This window comes from Segatella sp., assembly GCF_977051555.1.
In genome coordinates this window covers 13,298-29,989 of record NZ_CDRSSE010000003.1, presented here as the reverse complement: position 1 = coordinate 29,989, position 16,692 = coordinate 13,298, and the positions used below count along the sequence as shown (strand labels likewise).

The window sequence follows — 16,692 nt, the reverse complement described above, 5'->3', positions numbered from 1 at the left end:
ATAGTTAATAGTTAATAGTTGATAGCAAAACTGCTCATTTAACATTCAACACTCAACATTCAACATTCAACACTCAACATTCAACACTTAACATTGAATAAAATGAAGAAACTGTTATGTTCGGCTCTGCTGCTTGCCATGACTCTGGCAGCACAGGCAGAAGTGAAACTGCCAAAGATCTTTGGCGACAATATGGTATTGCAACAGCAGACAGAATGCAACCTCTGGGGTACTGCTGATGCCAACAAAATAGTGAAGGTTCGTGCTTCCTGGAATGGCAAGACCTATAAGGCGCAAGCCGATGCTCAGGGAAAATGGGCTTTGCAGATAGAGACTCCCCAGGCAGGCGGTCCTTATGAACTGAGTCTGAGCGATGGTAAGGAACTCAAACTCCGCGATGTGCTGATAGGTGAGGTATGGATCTGTGCCGGTCAGAGTAATATGGAGATGCCGATGAAGGGTTTCAAGGCGCAGCCGGTAGAAGGTGCACCGGAGGAATTGATGCAATGTCACGACCGTCAGTTGCGCCTCTTTACCATCAAGCGCAATGCCCGTTTGCAACCCGTAGATTCTATATCGGGTTCCTGGAAGGAAGCCAACTCGGCGAGCGTAAGGGAGTTTAGTGCCACCGCTTATTATTATGGAAAAATGCTGCGCAAGGCTTTGGAGGTTCCGGTAGGTCTGGTGGTTACTTCCTGGGGCGGTAGTGCCTGCGAGGCATGGATGAACAAGGAATGGGTGAAGAGCGATTGGCTCAAGGCTTTTCCCAAGCTTCATACGCCATGGAACGAGGCTGACGTGAATAAGTATCAGCAGCGCTGTCCTTCCGCACTCTATAATGGTATGCTTCATCCTATCATCGGTTATACCATGAAGGGCGTTATCTGGTATCAGGGAGAGGATAACTGCAACCGGTATGCTACTTATGCCGACCAGATGCATACCCTGGTAAACGGTTGGCGTAAGGAATGGAAGCAGGGGGACTTTCCTTTCTATTATTGTCAGATTGCACCCTACGATTACAGTCTGATAAAATGGAAGAACAACAGTGCCCTGCTCCGTGAACAGCAGTTGGAGGCAGAGAAGCGCATCAGCAACTGCCGTATGGCGGTATTGATGGATGCCGGTCTGGAATATGGCATTCATCCCCGTAAGAAACAGCAGGCTGGCGAGCGTCTGGCTCTGCTTTCTCTTGCCAATACTTACGGTCAGAAGGGATTGCCTGATTTCGCTGTCTACAAGAGTGTAGAATTCAAGGGTGATACCGCTGTAGTCAGCTTCGATCGCAGCAAGGAGTGGGTTTACTTCAACAATGGTCCTAAGAGCGATAACTTCGAGATTGCCGGCGAAGACCAGATATTCCACAAGGCACAGGCTTGGATTTCCCGTAACAAGGTTTATGTAAAGAGCGAGGAAGTGAAGAAACCTGTGGCTGTGCGCTATGCGTTCAAAAACTGGGTTGTAGGCGATCTCTTCCACGATGGTCTGCCTGTCAGCTCTTTCCGTACGGACGACTGGGAAGTAAAGTGATAGTTAATAGTTTATAGTTAATAGTTGATAGATGAGATATTACATATTGATGGCTATGATGCTTTTGCTAGGCGCAGGCTCGGCAAAGGCATCGGCTTACGATGATACATCGGTGGCGGGGTTATTCCCTGTCAGCAACCAGGGGCGCGAGGTGTGGAATTTCAATCCCAACTGGCGATTCCATCTGGGTGATGTGCAGGGCGCAGAACGTGCCGACTATGATGATGCAAGCTGGGAGGTAGTTTCTACCCCTCATAGTGTGAAACTGGAACCTGCTGAGGCTTCGGGTTGCCGCAACTATCAGGGTATAGCCTGGTATCGCAAAAACTTTATCGTGCCGGGCAATCGCTCTGAAATCTATTTCGAGGCGATAATGGGCAAACAGAAGATTTATGTGAACGGCAAACTGGCTAAGGAGCACTTCGGCGGTTACCTGCCTGTTATCGTCAACCTGAAAGAGCAGGGATTGAAGAAGGGCGATAAATGTGTGGTGGCTGTGATGGCTGACAACTCTAATGACAAGAGTTATCCTCCAGGCAAACCGCAGTATACACTCGATTTTGCTTATCATGGTGGTATCTATCGCGATGTGTGGCTCATCAATAAGAAGGATGTTTCCATCACCAACGTGATTGAAGCCGACCGCCGTGATGCCGGCATCTTTGTTCATTTCTCGGATATTTCTGAGAAGCAGGCTAAGGTATTTGTGGATGTCGACTTGCAGAATGTGGGCGGAAAGGCACGCAAGGTGAAGGTGGAGCAGAGTCTGCTGGATGCTTCGGGCAAGGTGCTCAAGACCATTTCGCAGAATGTGCTCCTGGCTGCTGGCGATGCACATCAAACCGTCAAGCAGATGTTCCTGGTGAAGAATCCGCATCTCTGGTCGCCGGAGACACCTTATTTATATAGTGTGGTTACCCGTATCAAGGACGGTAAGCAGGTATTGGACGGTGGAAAGACCAAGTTGGGTATTCGCAGTTTCGAGTTTCGTGGCAAGGAAGGCTTCTGGCTCAACGGCAAGAAATACCGCCAGTTTGTTGGTGCCAATCGTCATCAGGATTTTGCCTATGTGGGCAATGCACTTCCCAACAGCCAGCAATGGCGAGATGTGCTCCGTCTGAAGAATGCAGGTTTCAACATTATCCGTACTGCCCACTATCCTCAGGATCCGTCGTTTATGGATGCCTGCGATGAACTCGGTATCTTCATCATCGTGGCTACTCCGGGTTGGCAGTATTGGAACAAGGACCCTCAGTTTGCAGAGCGCGTGTTCCAGAATACCCGTGAAATCATCCGCCGCGACCGTAATCATCCTTCGGTATTGATGTGGGAGCCTATCCTGAATGAGACCCGCTATCCTAAGGATTTCGCCCTGAAGTCGCTGCGGCTGACCAAGGATGAGTATCCTTATCCATACCGTCCTGTGGCTGTTGCCGACTGGAATTCGGCAGGTGTCAAGGAGAATTATGATGTGGTTTACGGATGGCCGGATATGGATATGAGCGACATCAGCCAGTGTGTCTTTACCCGAGAGTTTGGTGAGTATGTGGATGACTGGTATGCGCACAACAACCTGAACCGTGCCAGTCGCAGCTGGGGTGAGAAACCGATGCTGACGCAGGCTTATTCTCTGGCAAAAACTACCGAGGAGATTCATACACCGGGACAGTTTATCGGCGGTTGCCAGTGGCATCCTTTCGACCATCAGCGTGGTTATCATCCAGATCCTTACTGGGGCGGTATCTACGATGCATTCCGTCAGAAGAAGACTGCTTATTATATGTTTGAGTCACAGCGCAGCGACCAGCCTTTCGTGCATATCGCTCACGAGATGACCCAGTTCAGCGATGCCGATGTTACGGTATTCTCTAATTGTGACAGCGTTCGTCTTACCACCTATCAGGGTGCTCATACCTATACTTTGCCTGTTCTTCATCCTACGGCAGCCGCCTTCAATGCCCCTGTGGTATTCAAGAATGCCTGGGATTTCTGGGAGGCTCGCGAATACAGTTATAAGAAGAAATTGCCTCAGATGGTAGTGATGGTAGCCGAAGGTTTTAAGGACGGCAAGGTGGTTTGTACCGACCAGCGTATGCCTTCCCGCCGCAGCACCAAGCTCCGTCTTTATGTTGATGAGATGGGCAAACCGCTGGTGGCTGATGGCAGCGACTTTGTGGTTGTGGTAGCCGAAGTGACCGATGATAACGGTCATGTTCGCCGTCTGGCTAAAGAGAATATCCGCTTTACCCTGGAGGGTGAGGGCGAAATCATCGGCGATGCCAGCATCAATGCCAATCCGAGAGCCGTAGAATGGGGTAGTGCTCCTATCCTGGTGCGCAGCACGATGAAGCCGGGCAAGATTAAGATTCATGCCGAGGTTCTGTTCCCGGGTACTCATGCTCCTACTCCTGCCGACCTGGAGATAGAAAGCGTACCTTATCAGGGAACCATGATGATGGGTACAAAGTCTGCCAAGTCTGCCACTTCATCATCTGTTCAGAATGCTTCTTCTGCCACTTCTTCTTCTCATGAGTTTACACCTGAGCAGAAGGCAAAGATGCTGAAAGAGGTAGAAGATCAGCAGGCTGATTTCGGTATCAATAATTAATAATGCGTAACCGGAGTGTTCTATGCAGAAGATTCCGTACGTAATCGTTATCGTCTTGAAATCTTCAAAAAACAGAAAGTTTATTGGGGATTTCAAGACTTTTTTTGTACTTTTGCATACGTGAAACGATATTTTACCATACTTCTCTGTTCGCTTTATGCCTTGTTGGGTATGGCACAGAACAATATGCAGGTAGCTCATTATTCTACGAAGGAAGGGTTACCTCATGACATCGTATACTGTTCTCTGAAGTCGGAAGACTGTTTCCTGTGGTTTGGAACCTGGTTTGGATTGTCGCGTTTTGACGGTTCCCGTTTCTATAATTATTCTGATGCTTATACTCCCTCTTCCGATCAGCCACCCCGTAAGGTAGAATGGTTGGCAGAAGATGGCTTGGGCAATCTGTGGATCAAAACGCTCGACTGGAAACTCAGCGTCTTCTTCAAGCAGACCGAACGTTTCGAGGATGTCTATGATGAACTGAAACCTTATGCCCGTAACCTGCAGGTCATCAAGATTCAGGCTGAGGGGACCGGCAAGGTGCTCTTGTTGACCAAGGACAAGACTCTGCTTCTAGCCGAAACCTTAAAGGATGGAAGCATCCGAATCAAGACGCTGGTAGATGCCCGAAAACATATCAATACGTTCAATTATCAGTTGCGCCAGGATGTGGTACAGCTGAAGGCTTCGCGTGCCAACTATGTAGGAAAGGATTATCAAATCTATTCCGTTCCTGTTACTGCGAAAACCAGGAAGTGGACGCTCGGTATGTGGCAGCAGTATTTTGCCCGTAAATCAAAGGAACATTATATTTATCATACCCAGAACGGATGTGTGTGGCAGATGGATGAGTCGCATACCGCCCTGGTGTGCCGTAATCCGAAGACCGGATGGGAGCGCCGTTATCCGGTTTCGGGCGTAGGTAAGGTGGTGGAGCCTAAGTTCATCGCCACCTCTCATCATGGTTACTTCTATCTTTCCGGTGCTGGCGAAATTATCTATATTGATCCGCAGACGATGGAAGGCGTTAACCTGGCTTTCCTTCCTAAGTTCCAAGACCATAAGCCAGATAGCCACTTCTTGCACATGAACCTGGACAAGGACGGACTGTTGTGGCTCACTTCTGCTGATAATGGTATTTACCGTGTCAGTTTCACCCCCAACCAGTTCCGTGTCATCCCTTTGCCGGATGGTGATAAGAGTGGAGTGAAAGCCATCTGCCAGTTGAAGAATGGTGATGTGCTGGTGGGTGCCCGTAGCAAGAATGTTTATCTGTTGGATATGCAGGGCAGGGTGAAGCAGGTGTTCGATTATGCCCATCATCAAATCGGCAGCATTTATCATGCCATGTATGATGACAGGCAGAATCTCTGGCTCTCTACCAAGGGAGACGGATTGGTAAAACTGACTCCCGATGCATCCAAAATAATTGGTTACCGTATCGACCATTACCGTCATGATGCCCGGGATCCTTATTCCATCAGCGGCAACAATGTCTATATGACCTATCAGGATTCCCGCCATCGCGTCTGGGTGGCTACGCTGGATGGAGGACTCAATCTGCTGCAGGAACAGGGCGGAAAGGTGCGCTTCTATAATAAATATCATGGTATGAAAAACTATCCGGGTTACGGGCTCTACATGGATGCCCGCAACCTGGTAGAGGACAGCCATCAGAGAATGTGGGTAGGAACGATGGACGGACTGATGTCTTTCAAGATAGATTTCAAATCGGTCGGCGACCTGCGTTTTGAGACTTATCGCAATACCGAAATCAATACCCGTGCCAATAGTGATATCTATGGTCTTTACAAGGATAGCAACAAGCAGGTTTGGATGTGTACCTTTGGTGGAGGTCTGAGCCGTCTGGACGGTTTTGATGAAGTGACGCATCTTCCTATCCTTACCTCTCTGGGAGCCAAGGAAGGTCTGCATAATGATGTGATTATTTCGATTTTAGAGGATAAGATGGGCCGCCTTTGGCTGGTAAATGCCGATGGCTTGTCATGCTATGAATATAAGTCTGGCCGCATCCGCCATTTTGACAATTCCGACGGTTTCCCTGATGTCCAGTTGGAGGAATCTTCAGCGGCTCTGATCCAGAATGGGGAGATATGGCTGGGGTGCAAGGAAGGAATCCTTGCTTATCAGCCGGAGCGTATCCATACCACCCGACTGCAATATCCTATATATATAATAGGTGGAGAGGTGAACAACCGCGATATCCGCAGTTTCAACCAGCCAGCCATCTTGGAGAAGTCGATGGTTTATACAGATCATCTCACTCTGCGTCATTCCCTGTCGATGTTCACCTTGGAGTTTGCTGCTCTGAATTTCTGCAATCCGGAGCGCATCAGTTACCGTTACCGGCTGAAGGGTTACGACCATGACTGGCATTATGCCGGCAAGAACCGTCTGGCTTCCTATACCAATGTGCCGTCGGGAACCTATCAGTTTATCGTAGAGGTGATGGATGCCACCAATCCTGATTCTCACAGCACGAGAGAACTGACCATCACCATACTTCCACCTTGGTGGGCTACGTGGTGGGCTTATCTCATCTACATCATTCTGATATCCGTAGTCAGCTACTATGCTTTCCGCTATGCGAAGTATCAGATTCGGCTGAAGAACAATATCTACATCCAGAACCAGCTGGCAGAGTATAAGCGCAAGTTTAATGCCGAACAGCAGGATAAGCAGTTTGTCGACAAGGTGCACCGGTTTATGGAAGCCAACCTGACCAATGCAGATTTCGAGATAGATATGCTGGCACAGGAATTGGGAATGAGCCGTTCTGCCTTCTTCAAGAAGACGAAGGCTGTGATGGGCTGTTCGCCAAGCGATATGGTGAAGGATTTCAAACTGAGTCATGCCGTAGAACTGCTGAAGCATTCCGACCAGAGTATCACCGATGTAGCCTACAGTTGCGGCTTCACCGATGTAGGCTATTTCGGCAAGTGTTTCCGCAAGAAATATGGCATGTCGCCAAGAGAATATGTAGCACAGCAGCAGGAGAGTGGAATAAAAAAATAAAGTTTTTTATAAAAAATCTCAAAAAAGGTGATTACAGCGTGAACCAATGTGCGTCTTTTAGGCAGTTGAAACAAACAAAATTAAATGTTAACTAATCGATTTTTACCTAAAAGGCAAATGAAACAAGTGTCTTATCATAGTAGGTTTGTATTGGTTCTGTTATTTACGTTTTTGAACACTTTACCAATATGCTCACAGGCGGCAACTCCTAGGTACAGGATAGCTGCTTGCGATTGGATGATGCTGAAACGTCAGAAGCTGGGCGAGTTTAAACTGGCTCACGAATTAGGAGCTGATGGCGTTGAGGTTGACATGGGCGGATTGGGTAAACGCGTGTTATTTGATAACCAGCTTAGAGAACCACAACAGGCAGAAAAATTCCAGGCTGCAGCCCGTCAGTATGGCGTAGCTGTTCCTTCTATGGCGATGAGTGGCTTCTTCGCCCAGAGTTTCCTGACTCGTGATAATTATCAAGACCTTTTGAAAGATTGTTTCCAGACGATGAAACTCTTTGGCAGCAAGGTGGCTTTCCTTCCACTCGGAGGTAGCGGAAAAGACTGGCAGCAGGAAGGCTGTGCAGCATACCAGCAGATGGTTTCCCGCCTTCGCACAGCCGGCGAGATGGCTAAGCAGGAGGGTATCACCATTGGTATCAGAACGGGAATGGGAGCTAAGTTTGATAAGAAACTGCTGAAGAAAGTAGGCAGCAGTCAGATTAAGGTCTACTACAATTTCCAGGATGCAGCCGATCATCATCGTGATATCTGCAAGGAACTCAGGAAGTTAGGCGCCCAGCGTATCGTCCAGATACATGCTTCCAATACAGATAGCGTAAATCTTCAGGAAGACCCGGAGATTAATCTTCCGAAAATCAGGAAGACGCTTGACAAGATGAAATGGAGCGGCTGGCTGGTGGTAGAGCGGAGCCGTGATGTAAACAGAGTAAGAGACGTGAAATATAATTTCGGTAGAAACATCGCTTACTTAAAACAGGTATTTCAAGAGAGGTAACAGTTTCGGGGAATAACTGGCAAATTACTTTTTTATGATTAGTAAAGTATAAATCGTGTTAGAAAAGAAATAAATAAAATTATAGTTAAACCTAAAAAAGACAATTATGAAGAAAAATCATTTCATTGCGCGGAAAGGACTCTTCTCTCTGGCACTTGCTGCTGTAGGAGCGATGTTCTTGGGTTCGTGTGCCGTTGATGGTTTTGATGACAAAGAAAAGTTTGACAATGGTGTGTCCGGCGTCAAGCTGGAGTCTCCAGAACTAGCAGTAAAAACGGTAGCAGCATCGGATGGCTCTGACAAATTACAGGTGTCATGGCAGGTAGTCTATGGCGCAGGTGGTTATGAGTGTAAGGCTTATAAAGTTGATGATCCTACTAATCCAGAGGTAATCGTTGATACTATCATGGATGGTACTTCTTTCCAATTTAAGTTAGCTGAGGATACTAAATACAAGTTCTCAGTTCGTACTTTGGGAAATGAAAAGCAGAATAATACAGAGGCTGACCAAGCTACGGAGATGTCTTATAGCACATTGGTGCCAGCAATGACAATCCCTGCAGGGTCTGACATTGCTGAGTTTATCAAGGTAAACTTGCAGAACTCAGACAAGGAACAGGCTTTCGAATTGGAAGCTGGTGCTACGTATACTTGTAATGATGAAGTAGATTTCCAAGGAAACAAAATGACTCTCCGTGGAGATAAGCTCAACCATGCTTTGGTTACTATGGGTGAGAATGGTGTAATCCGTACTTCTGCTCAGTTGAAGGTGAAGTTCATCAATTTCGACTGTACAGCAATGAAAAACAAGTGGGGCGTTATAGAAATGTCTACAAATCCTCCTGTTTCTTGTTCTGCGGAATCGCAAAATATTGTTTATGGTAAAGGTGGAAATAGTAGTAAATTCGCTGATTGCTACGTTCTTCAAGATCCTATTATACTGTCAGAGTGTGCCTTCAAAAATGTACCTAGTTGCCTTTATGCCGTAGGTAATTGTACATGGGGAATTGCAGATTTTAGAATTTTGAATTGCGTGGTACAGTTGGATAATGATGGTAAAAAGAATTCTCAGGGTTCTTTAATTAGTGCTTATTCTGCCAATTATGTGGCACCTTCTGGTGGTACATGGTGGAGTGGTGGATGCATACAGAATCTTACGATTAAAAATAGTACAATCTATAATATAAAGAGCAATAGCAAAAACTATTTTATGCGTTTTAATAATAAAGATATTGATGCAATTTTCCCTACAGCTAGTGGCTCTGTGACAATGTTGGATAATACAATATGTAAGGTTTTTGATGGCAGGAATTGGGCGGATAGAACTCCAAATAATTCTAAGTACAAGATTACCTATGATAACAATGTGTTCTATGATTGTATGAAATTGGAGAAACTCTTCCAAAGTAACTGTTCTTTTACTTATCATCAAGAGCTTAATACTTGGGGTGGAACAAAGACTATTGGTGGAACAGATAAGGCTAAATGGGTTACAGAGGATGATCCAGGCTTTTCCTCAGAAACATTTAAGGAACTCGACTTCACACAGCCTAACTATGGTATCAATTTCAAGGCTACCGGTGCGATTTCAAGTACAATCGGTGATCCACGTTGGAAATAATTTAAACTATCTAATCTCGAAACAAGATGAAACGTAAATATATAAAGACATTGGCCTTTGGTATGGCACTTACCTGTGCTGTGCCTGCAATGGCTCAAAATAAAGTAGTGCAGGGTACTGTACTCGATGACCTCGGTGAACCTGTTATCGGTGCTACCGTAAAGGTTGCCGGTACCAAGACTGCTGTGATTACCGATATGGATGGTAACTATAAGTTGTCTGTTCCTAAGGGTGGCAAGGTTACCGTTTCTTATATTGGTTTTAAGGATGCTACTACCAATGGTGGTACTATCAAGCTGGTTGCTGACGACAAGACTCTTCAGGAGGTGGTAGTCGTAGGTTATGGTACCCAGAAGAAGGCTCACCTGACCGGTTCTGTAGCCAACATCCCAACAGATGAAATCCAGGACCTCGCTAATGGTGGCTTGGCTTCTTCTTTGGGCGGTTTGGTTAACGGTTTGAGCGTAAGTGGTGGTGAGAGCCGTCCTGGTGAGAATGCCCGTATCATGATCCGTGATACCAACTCATTGGGCGAAGTAGGTTCTACAGCCCAGCAGCCTCTCTTCGTTATCGATGGTTATATCTATCCTAACGATGTAAAGGTAGGTAACACTTACCAGAACCTCGGTGCTGAGGCTTTCAACAACCTGGATGCCTCTGAGGTAGAGAGTATCTCTGTTTTGAAGGATGCTTCTGCTGCCGTTTATGGTGCCCGTGCTGCCAATGGTGTTATCCTCGTAACTACCAAGAAGGGTAAGATGGGTGCGCCTCGCATTTCTTATAGCGGTTCTTTCGGTTTTACCGATGAGGTTTCTCGCCCTAAGATGCTGAATGCTTACCAGTATGGTCGTTTGTATAATGCAGTTGTTGCTGCCGACCCAACCAATACTTCTCTCAACAAGACTACTGCCCTTTTCCAGGCAGATGAGTTGGAGGCAATGAAGAGTCTTAACTACGACTTGCTCGACAAGTATTGGGAAACAGGTATGACACAGAAGCACAGCGTGAACGTAAGCGGTGCTACCGATAAGGTGAACTACTTTGCAGGTATCTCTTACTTCGATCAAGATGGTAACCTCGGTAAACTCAACTATAACCGTTGGAACTACCGTGCCGGTGTGGATGTTAAGGTAAGCAAGTGGTTGGGTGCTAACCTGACTGTAAGCGGTGACTATGCTACAAAGGAAAAGCCATTGGTAAAGGTTGGTGGATCTGGCGATGAGAAGGACTACAACCTCCTCTTGACCCGTCCTACTTACATGCCTGAATCAGTAAATGGTTATGATATCCTGGCTTATGGTCCTAGCAATACACAGAAGAACCAGAACCAGCAGTATAACTTTGCTACTTTGCAGAACAATGGCGACTACCGCAAGAACATGAATTCAAACCTGAATATCAGCGGAAGCCTTAATTATGATTTCGGTTGGAGCAAGATTCTGAAGGGATTGAAGTTGCGCTTCTCTTATTCCAAGAGTATCAATACCGATAAGGGTAATGAGTATGGTTCAACCTTCACCCTCTATCAGATGTTGACACGTTATGGTAGCGGTAACCACCTTTATACTCCTACCAGCGGCGATACTGCAGATTTCGATTACCTGGCAGCGTCTAACTTCAATGGTGTGACAACCGCCAATGGTGACTATCTGGCTCGTACCATGGTTCGTACCGATAACTATCAGATGAACTTTACAGCCCAGTATCAGCGCGATTTCGGTCAGCATCATCTGGGTGGTCTGTTCTCTATAGAGAAATCTGAGGCTGAGAGTGAGTACTTGCAGGGACAGCGTTTGACCCCATATCCTTTCACTACAGGTCAGTATAACTCTGCAACAGGTGAGATGACTACTATGTTTACCCGTAGTGAGAGCGGTACCCTTTCATATATCGGCCGTATCAACTATGCCTACGCCAACAAGTATCTCTTTGAGGCTCTGGTTCGTTCTGATGCATCAACCAAGTTCGCTCCAAAGAACTACTGGGGAACATTCCCTGCATTCTCTGCAGGTTGGGTAATCTCTGAAGAGAGTTGGTTCCGTAACAAGGTGAAGGGTGTTGACTTCCTAAAGCTCCGTGCTTCTTGGGGTATGACCGGTCGAGACAATACTGCGGCATGGCAGTGGATGCAAGTTTATGCACAGGATGCTAACCGTGGTACCGTATTCGAGACCGGTAAGGATTCAGGCAACCGTATCACCATCAACAAGAACAATTCTGCCGTAAATTCAGATGTTCATTGGGATAAGGACTACAAGACTAACATAGGTATCGATGCACAGTTCCTCAACAACCGCTTGGCTGTAACCTTCGATTACTATTATGAGAAGAACCGCGAGATGCTGATGAACATCAAGCAGACCGTTCCTTCTACCGTAGGTACTCAGAGTGCTGCATCCAACATCGGTGAGATGGATTCATGGGGTGGTGAGCTTTCTGTAACATGGAAGGATAAGATTGGTAAGGACTTCAAGTATCGTATAGGTATCAATACAGGCTGGTCTGATAACAAGGTGCTGAATATGGACTGGGTTACAGACTATCTCTACCGCCAGATTACTCCTGGTCACCGTACAGACGTAGGTCTCTGGGGTATGCAATGCATCGGTATGTTCCGTAGTTTCCAGGATATTGAGGAATACTTCACGAAGTACAACATCTCTACTTATATGGGTCTGACCAAAGACCAGGTTCGTCCTGGTATGTTGATGTATAAGGATGTTCGTGGTGCTTACGATTCTGAGACCGGTACTTATGCAGGTCCTGATGGCATCGTAGATGTTGACAACGACCAGGTAGAGTTAGGTCACCGCAGCAGCAACCTCTATGGCTTGACCCTGAATTTGGGTGCAGACTGGAAGGGACTTTCTCTGACAGCTCAGATTGGTGCTAGCTGGGGTGGTTATACCACACTTCCTGGTGCAGCATTGAAGCCAACTGGTAATCTGGAGTATTGCAACATGCCTTCATTCTGGAATCCAGACAACATGTTTGCTTACCAGGATGTATATGATGGCTCAGGTAATCTCGTAGTAAAGGAGAACCGTGAAGCTTACTATCCTAACCTGAAGTATACAGATGTGAATGCTGTTGCGTCTAGTTTCTGGAGAGTAAGTACAGCACGTGTGGCTCTGAACCGCATGACCTTGGCTTATACTTTGCCAAAGAGCTGGTTGGGTAGTATCGGCATCAACAGCTGCCGTATCAATATTACCGGTCAGAACCTCATCAACTTCTACAATCCATATCCAGACAACTTCATGAATCCTATGTCAGGATCATACGGAAGCTATCCTAACCTCCGTAAGTGGACAGTGGGCGTGAACCTCTCATTCTAATGAGATACTTAAATAATTCTTAAAAAGAAAAGAACAATGAAAACGACAATAAAATTATTCAGTCTTGGTTTGGTTTCAGCCTTGGCTTTCAGCTCTTGTAGTGACAGTTTCCTGGAGGAAAAGAAGAACTATGACAATGTAAATAAAGACATCTACAACTATTATGAAGGATGTAATGGTCGTGTAAACGATATCTACAGTTGGTGTTTGCCAACAACCAACGATTTGACCTGGAAGTATCCTTCTATGGGTAATGCGGATGAGGCAGGTAAGTCTACTGAGGAATACAGTGGTCTCAGCTCTTTTGTAGATCCACAGATTGAGTTGAGCTCTACCAGTACCACAAATTCGGTTCCTGATTTCTTCATGGGCGACCAGTCTAATATCCAGGCATCTGTATATGGTAGAATCCGTAACGTCAATGATGTCATCCAGGGTATCAGCGGCAGCACTCTTTCTGAGGAACAGAAGAATGAATTGCTCGGTCAGGTATATTTCTTCCGTGCATGGTGCTATTACAACTTGTTCAAGTGGTATGGCGGTGTGCCTCTGGTTAAGGAAACACAGGATCCTTTAGAAAGTTCTTTTACTCCTCGTGCTACGTCTAAGGAGACTTACGAGTTTATTCTCGATGACTTGAACAAGGCTGCAGATATGTTGGCTGCCAAGACAGAGAATGGTGCTGGCTGGTCGGAGAAAGGCCGTGTTACTTCTGGTACTGCGTTGGCTTTGAAGGGTCGTTTGATGCTTTTGTGGTGTAGCCCTCTCTTCAACCGTACCAACGATGAAAACCGTTGGAAGACAGCTTATGAAACCATGAAGTCTGATTTGGAGCGTATCAACAAGTGTGGTTATCACTTGTATACTGACGCTGACAATAAGAATGGTTCTACCTTTGCCAAGATGTTTACCGATGGCGGTAATAATCCAGAGGCAGTGTTCGTTACCTTATACAATAATGTAACAGGTGATGGTCTTGATAATCAGAAGAACAACAATTGGGAGCGTCAGATTCGTCCAGCTAATACAGGTGGTAGCGGTAAGAATGCTTCTCAGATGCTGATCAATATGTTCCCAATGTCAGATGGTAAGCTTCCTGAGAGTTGTGATACTTATACCAAGTTGGCTCGTTCTGAGAAGACTTTGGATAGCGAGACTCCATTCTTGAATCGTGACAAGCGTTTCTATCGTACCTTCGCTTTCCCTGGCTTCCGTTGGGCTTACAGTGGTAATGCGTCAGAGCGCGATGCGAACAACCCTTCTGATGGTTCCAACTATGTACTTTGGAACTATGTATGGTACACCAGTATGAATGATGCCGGCAACCCTGAAAGTGGTGATTCTTATGGTGCTGACAACCTGTTGAAGAGCCGTCAGGGTGTATATGTACGCAAGAAGAGTGATGATTTGGATGTCAATTCTACTCCTCTTTATAAGTACGTAGCTCTTGACACCAAGGGTGCTGCTCCATTCTATTCTGCAGCTCCATTGATTGAACTCCGTTATGCTGAGGTTCTCCTGAACCTTGCTGAGGTTGCAGCTGGTGCTGGTCATCTGGATGAGGCTGTAGGATATGTTAAGCAGATTCGTGAGCGTGCTGGTTATTCAGCTACTAATTCTGAGGATGATGGTATCACACCTGCAGCTTATACAGATCAGGCTACCTGTATCTCTCAGATTCTCTATGAGCGCCAGATTGAGTTTGCTTACGAGGGTAAGCGTTTCGATGACCTCCGTCGTTGGATGCTCTTCGATGGTGGTACTGGCAAGGTTGAAGGTGCTCCTTCTACATGGACATTGACCGGTTGGGGTGGTAACACCTGCACATGGCTTGGTTTCAAGGCTTTGAACGGTCAGCGTCGTGAGAATATCCAGTATCGTGTTGCTGATAAGTATGGCGTAGGTGGTACTACCTTTAATTCAGACCCATTGTTGAAGGCTGGTACAGAGCGTCCTGCGGGTGTTGATCTCCGTGAGGATGATTTGAATACTCAGCTCGAGAACTTGTCTACATGGTATAAGGACAATTTGAAGATGAAGGTACAGAAGGGTGATGCTTACGATTCTAACAAGAATCTCCTCTACATGAACTTCCGTCCTAAGTATTACTTCTTAGGCTTCACTTCTGGTGCATCTATCGCCAACAAGGCTTTGCCTCAGACCATCGGTTGGGGTGATTACAACAATGGTGGTGCCAATGGTACCTTCGACCCATTGGCTGAGTAATGTCAAGAGAGGAATGACGATATAGTCATAACATAATATATTAAGGTTGCGGGGTGTGTTCTCTTTATAGTGAATGCACCCCGTTTTCTATTTTACACCTCACACCTCATAAAAACTCTCGAATCCCCTTTTTATTTACTGGAGTTTAGGAGTGTGAGGTAGGAAATGGGGACTGGTATTCCAAAAAACGGATAATTAAGTTTCTATTTCTGATGTTTTCAGTAGCTGTCTATGTAAAACAGCCCACTAGCGGCAAAGGCACTAGTGGGCTGTTTTATACGGACAGTTTAACTATTTTGTACGTAGATAAATCAAATCAAAATACATTAGTCGTGTTCTCATGGGCTCTACAGGAGAAGTTGGCTCTTGCCCCTTGTTGTGTAAAAACACCCATTCTTCTTTATCTGACGAAAAAAGAAACTTGAAACCATTTCGTTGGTAATAATCAAATACTTTCGGATGATTGACAGCATCTACTATGACATATCGACAACCCGTTTTATTCAATGGGTCGATAAACCATGACTTGATGAAGTCTAATAACTCATCTCCAATATGTTGGCCACTAAACAATTCGCTTACAGCCAATTGCCCAACCAATACAGCCGGATATTGTGGTCTTCGCTTAGCATTTGGTATCTTTCGATTTAGTTTGTTCCTAAGAACAGATGGAAGAGAATCTACTTTTACGCTTGAATTAGCTACTGTGAATGCACAGACGATTTCAGATGTATCAGGTTTGACAAAACAATATGATTTTCCTAACAACTGATATGTATAATCAGCATAGTCATGGGTGAAGAACTCTGTTATATCCTCATCCTTACAGATAAAGCCTTTACATTGCTGTAAGACATCCTCAGTCAATTCTATAAAATCACATTGTTCCAGCATGTTAACTATACAATTTTGAACGTTTCAATATAGCACGAGCCTTGGCTACTTGTTTTGAGAAGTCAATGGTGCCACGTTTTTCCAATGCCTCATCAGCCGCTTCAACGAAACGGACTGCTGCCTCACCATGAAGGACAGGTATTGTCTTGAATTCTATTGCCATAATCTTCTTGTTTTTAATGTTATATACTTCTTCAATCTGCAAAGATATGCTTTTATTTTCATATCACCAAGCATTTTGCCAATTTTTTGATATGTTTTGACCATTTTTCTATTAGAACCAACTCTCTATATATATTTCTAACTCTTCATCAACTTATACTTTCCTGCTAATCCCACCTTTTTTTCTACTTTGACTTCACATAAAAATGGAAATTTGTGGGTGCAAAAGTCTGGCTCTTGCGTCTTATGGATAAACAACTATAAAA

Annotated in this window: 9 protein-coding genes; 7 read left to right on the top strand and 2 right to left on the bottom strand. The window is 45.5% G+C overall.

Annotated elements, in window-relative coordinates:
* Window positions 1-102: 102 nt before the first annotated feature.
* From ACWJAO_RS01200 to ACWJAO_RS01170, 7 genes are all read left to right on the top strand, one after another.
* Window positions 103-1,530 (top strand): sialate O-acetylesterase, encoded by a 1,428-nt coding sequence (locus ACWJAO_RS01200; protein WP_449138968.1) that lies wholly within the window; start codon window positions 103-105, stop codon window positions 1,528-1,530.
* 31 nt (window positions 1,531-1,561) lie between these two features.
* On the top strand, window positions 1,562-4,138 hold the full coding sequence (locus ACWJAO_RS01195; RefSeq protein ID WP_449138967.1) for a glycoside hydrolase family 2 TIM barrel-domain containing protein: 2,577 nt from the start codon (window positions 1,562-1,564) through the stop codon (window positions 4,136-4,138).
* A gap of 171 nt (window positions 4,139-4,309) precedes the next feature.
* Window positions 4,310-7,174, top strand: coding sequence for a helix-turn-helix domain-containing protein (locus ACWJAO_RS01190; protein WP_449138966.1), 2,865 nt, complete (start codon window positions 4,310-4,312; stop codon window positions 7,172-7,174).
* A gap of 117 nt (window positions 7,175-7,291) precedes the next feature.
* Window positions 7,292-8,185 (top strand): sugar phosphate isomerase/epimerase family protein, encoded by an 894-nt coding sequence (locus tag ACWJAO_RS01185; RefSeq protein ID WP_449138965.1) that lies wholly within the window; start codon window positions 7,292-7,294, stop codon window positions 8,183-8,185.
* 106 nt (window positions 8,186-8,291) lie between these two features.
* Window positions 8,292-9,806, top strand: coding sequence for a DUF4992 family lipoprotein (locus tag ACWJAO_RS01180; RefSeq protein WP_449138964.1), 1,515 nt, complete (start codon window positions 8,292-8,294; stop codon window positions 9,804-9,806).
* A 26-nt stretch (window positions 9,807-9,832) separates the two neighbouring features.
* Window positions 9,833-13,144, top strand: a complete 3,312-nt coding sequence (locus tag ACWJAO_RS01175) for a SusC/RagA family TonB-linked outer membrane protein (protein WP_449138963.1) — start codon at window positions 9,833-9,835, stop codon at window positions 13,142-13,144.
* Window positions 13,145-13,180: 36 nt separating this feature from the next.
* Window positions 13,181-15,370, top strand: a complete 2,190-nt coding sequence (locus ACWJAO_RS01170) for a RagB/SusD family nutrient uptake outer membrane protein (RefSeq protein ID WP_449138962.1) — start codon at window positions 13,181-13,183, stop codon at window positions 15,368-15,370.
* Window positions 15,371-15,661: 291 nt separating this feature from the next.
* Here ACWJAO_RS01170 and ACWJAO_RS01165 read toward each other — a convergent pair whose 3' ends face one another.
* Together ACWJAO_RS01165 and ACWJAO_RS01160 are read right to left on the bottom strand one after the other, a co-directional pair.
* Complete coding sequence (locus tag ACWJAO_RS01165; protein ID WP_449138961.1) at window positions 15,662-16,264, bottom strand: GNAT family N-acetyltransferase; 603 nt, start codon at window positions 16,262-16,264, stop codon at window positions 15,662-15,664.
* A gap of 1 nt (window position 16,265) precedes the next feature.
* Entirely contained in the window at window positions 16,266-16,427 is a 162-nt protein-coding gene (locus ACWJAO_RS01160; RefSeq protein WP_449138960.1) for a hypothetical protein, read from the bottom strand.
* Window positions 16,428-16,692 lie beyond the last annotated feature (265 nt).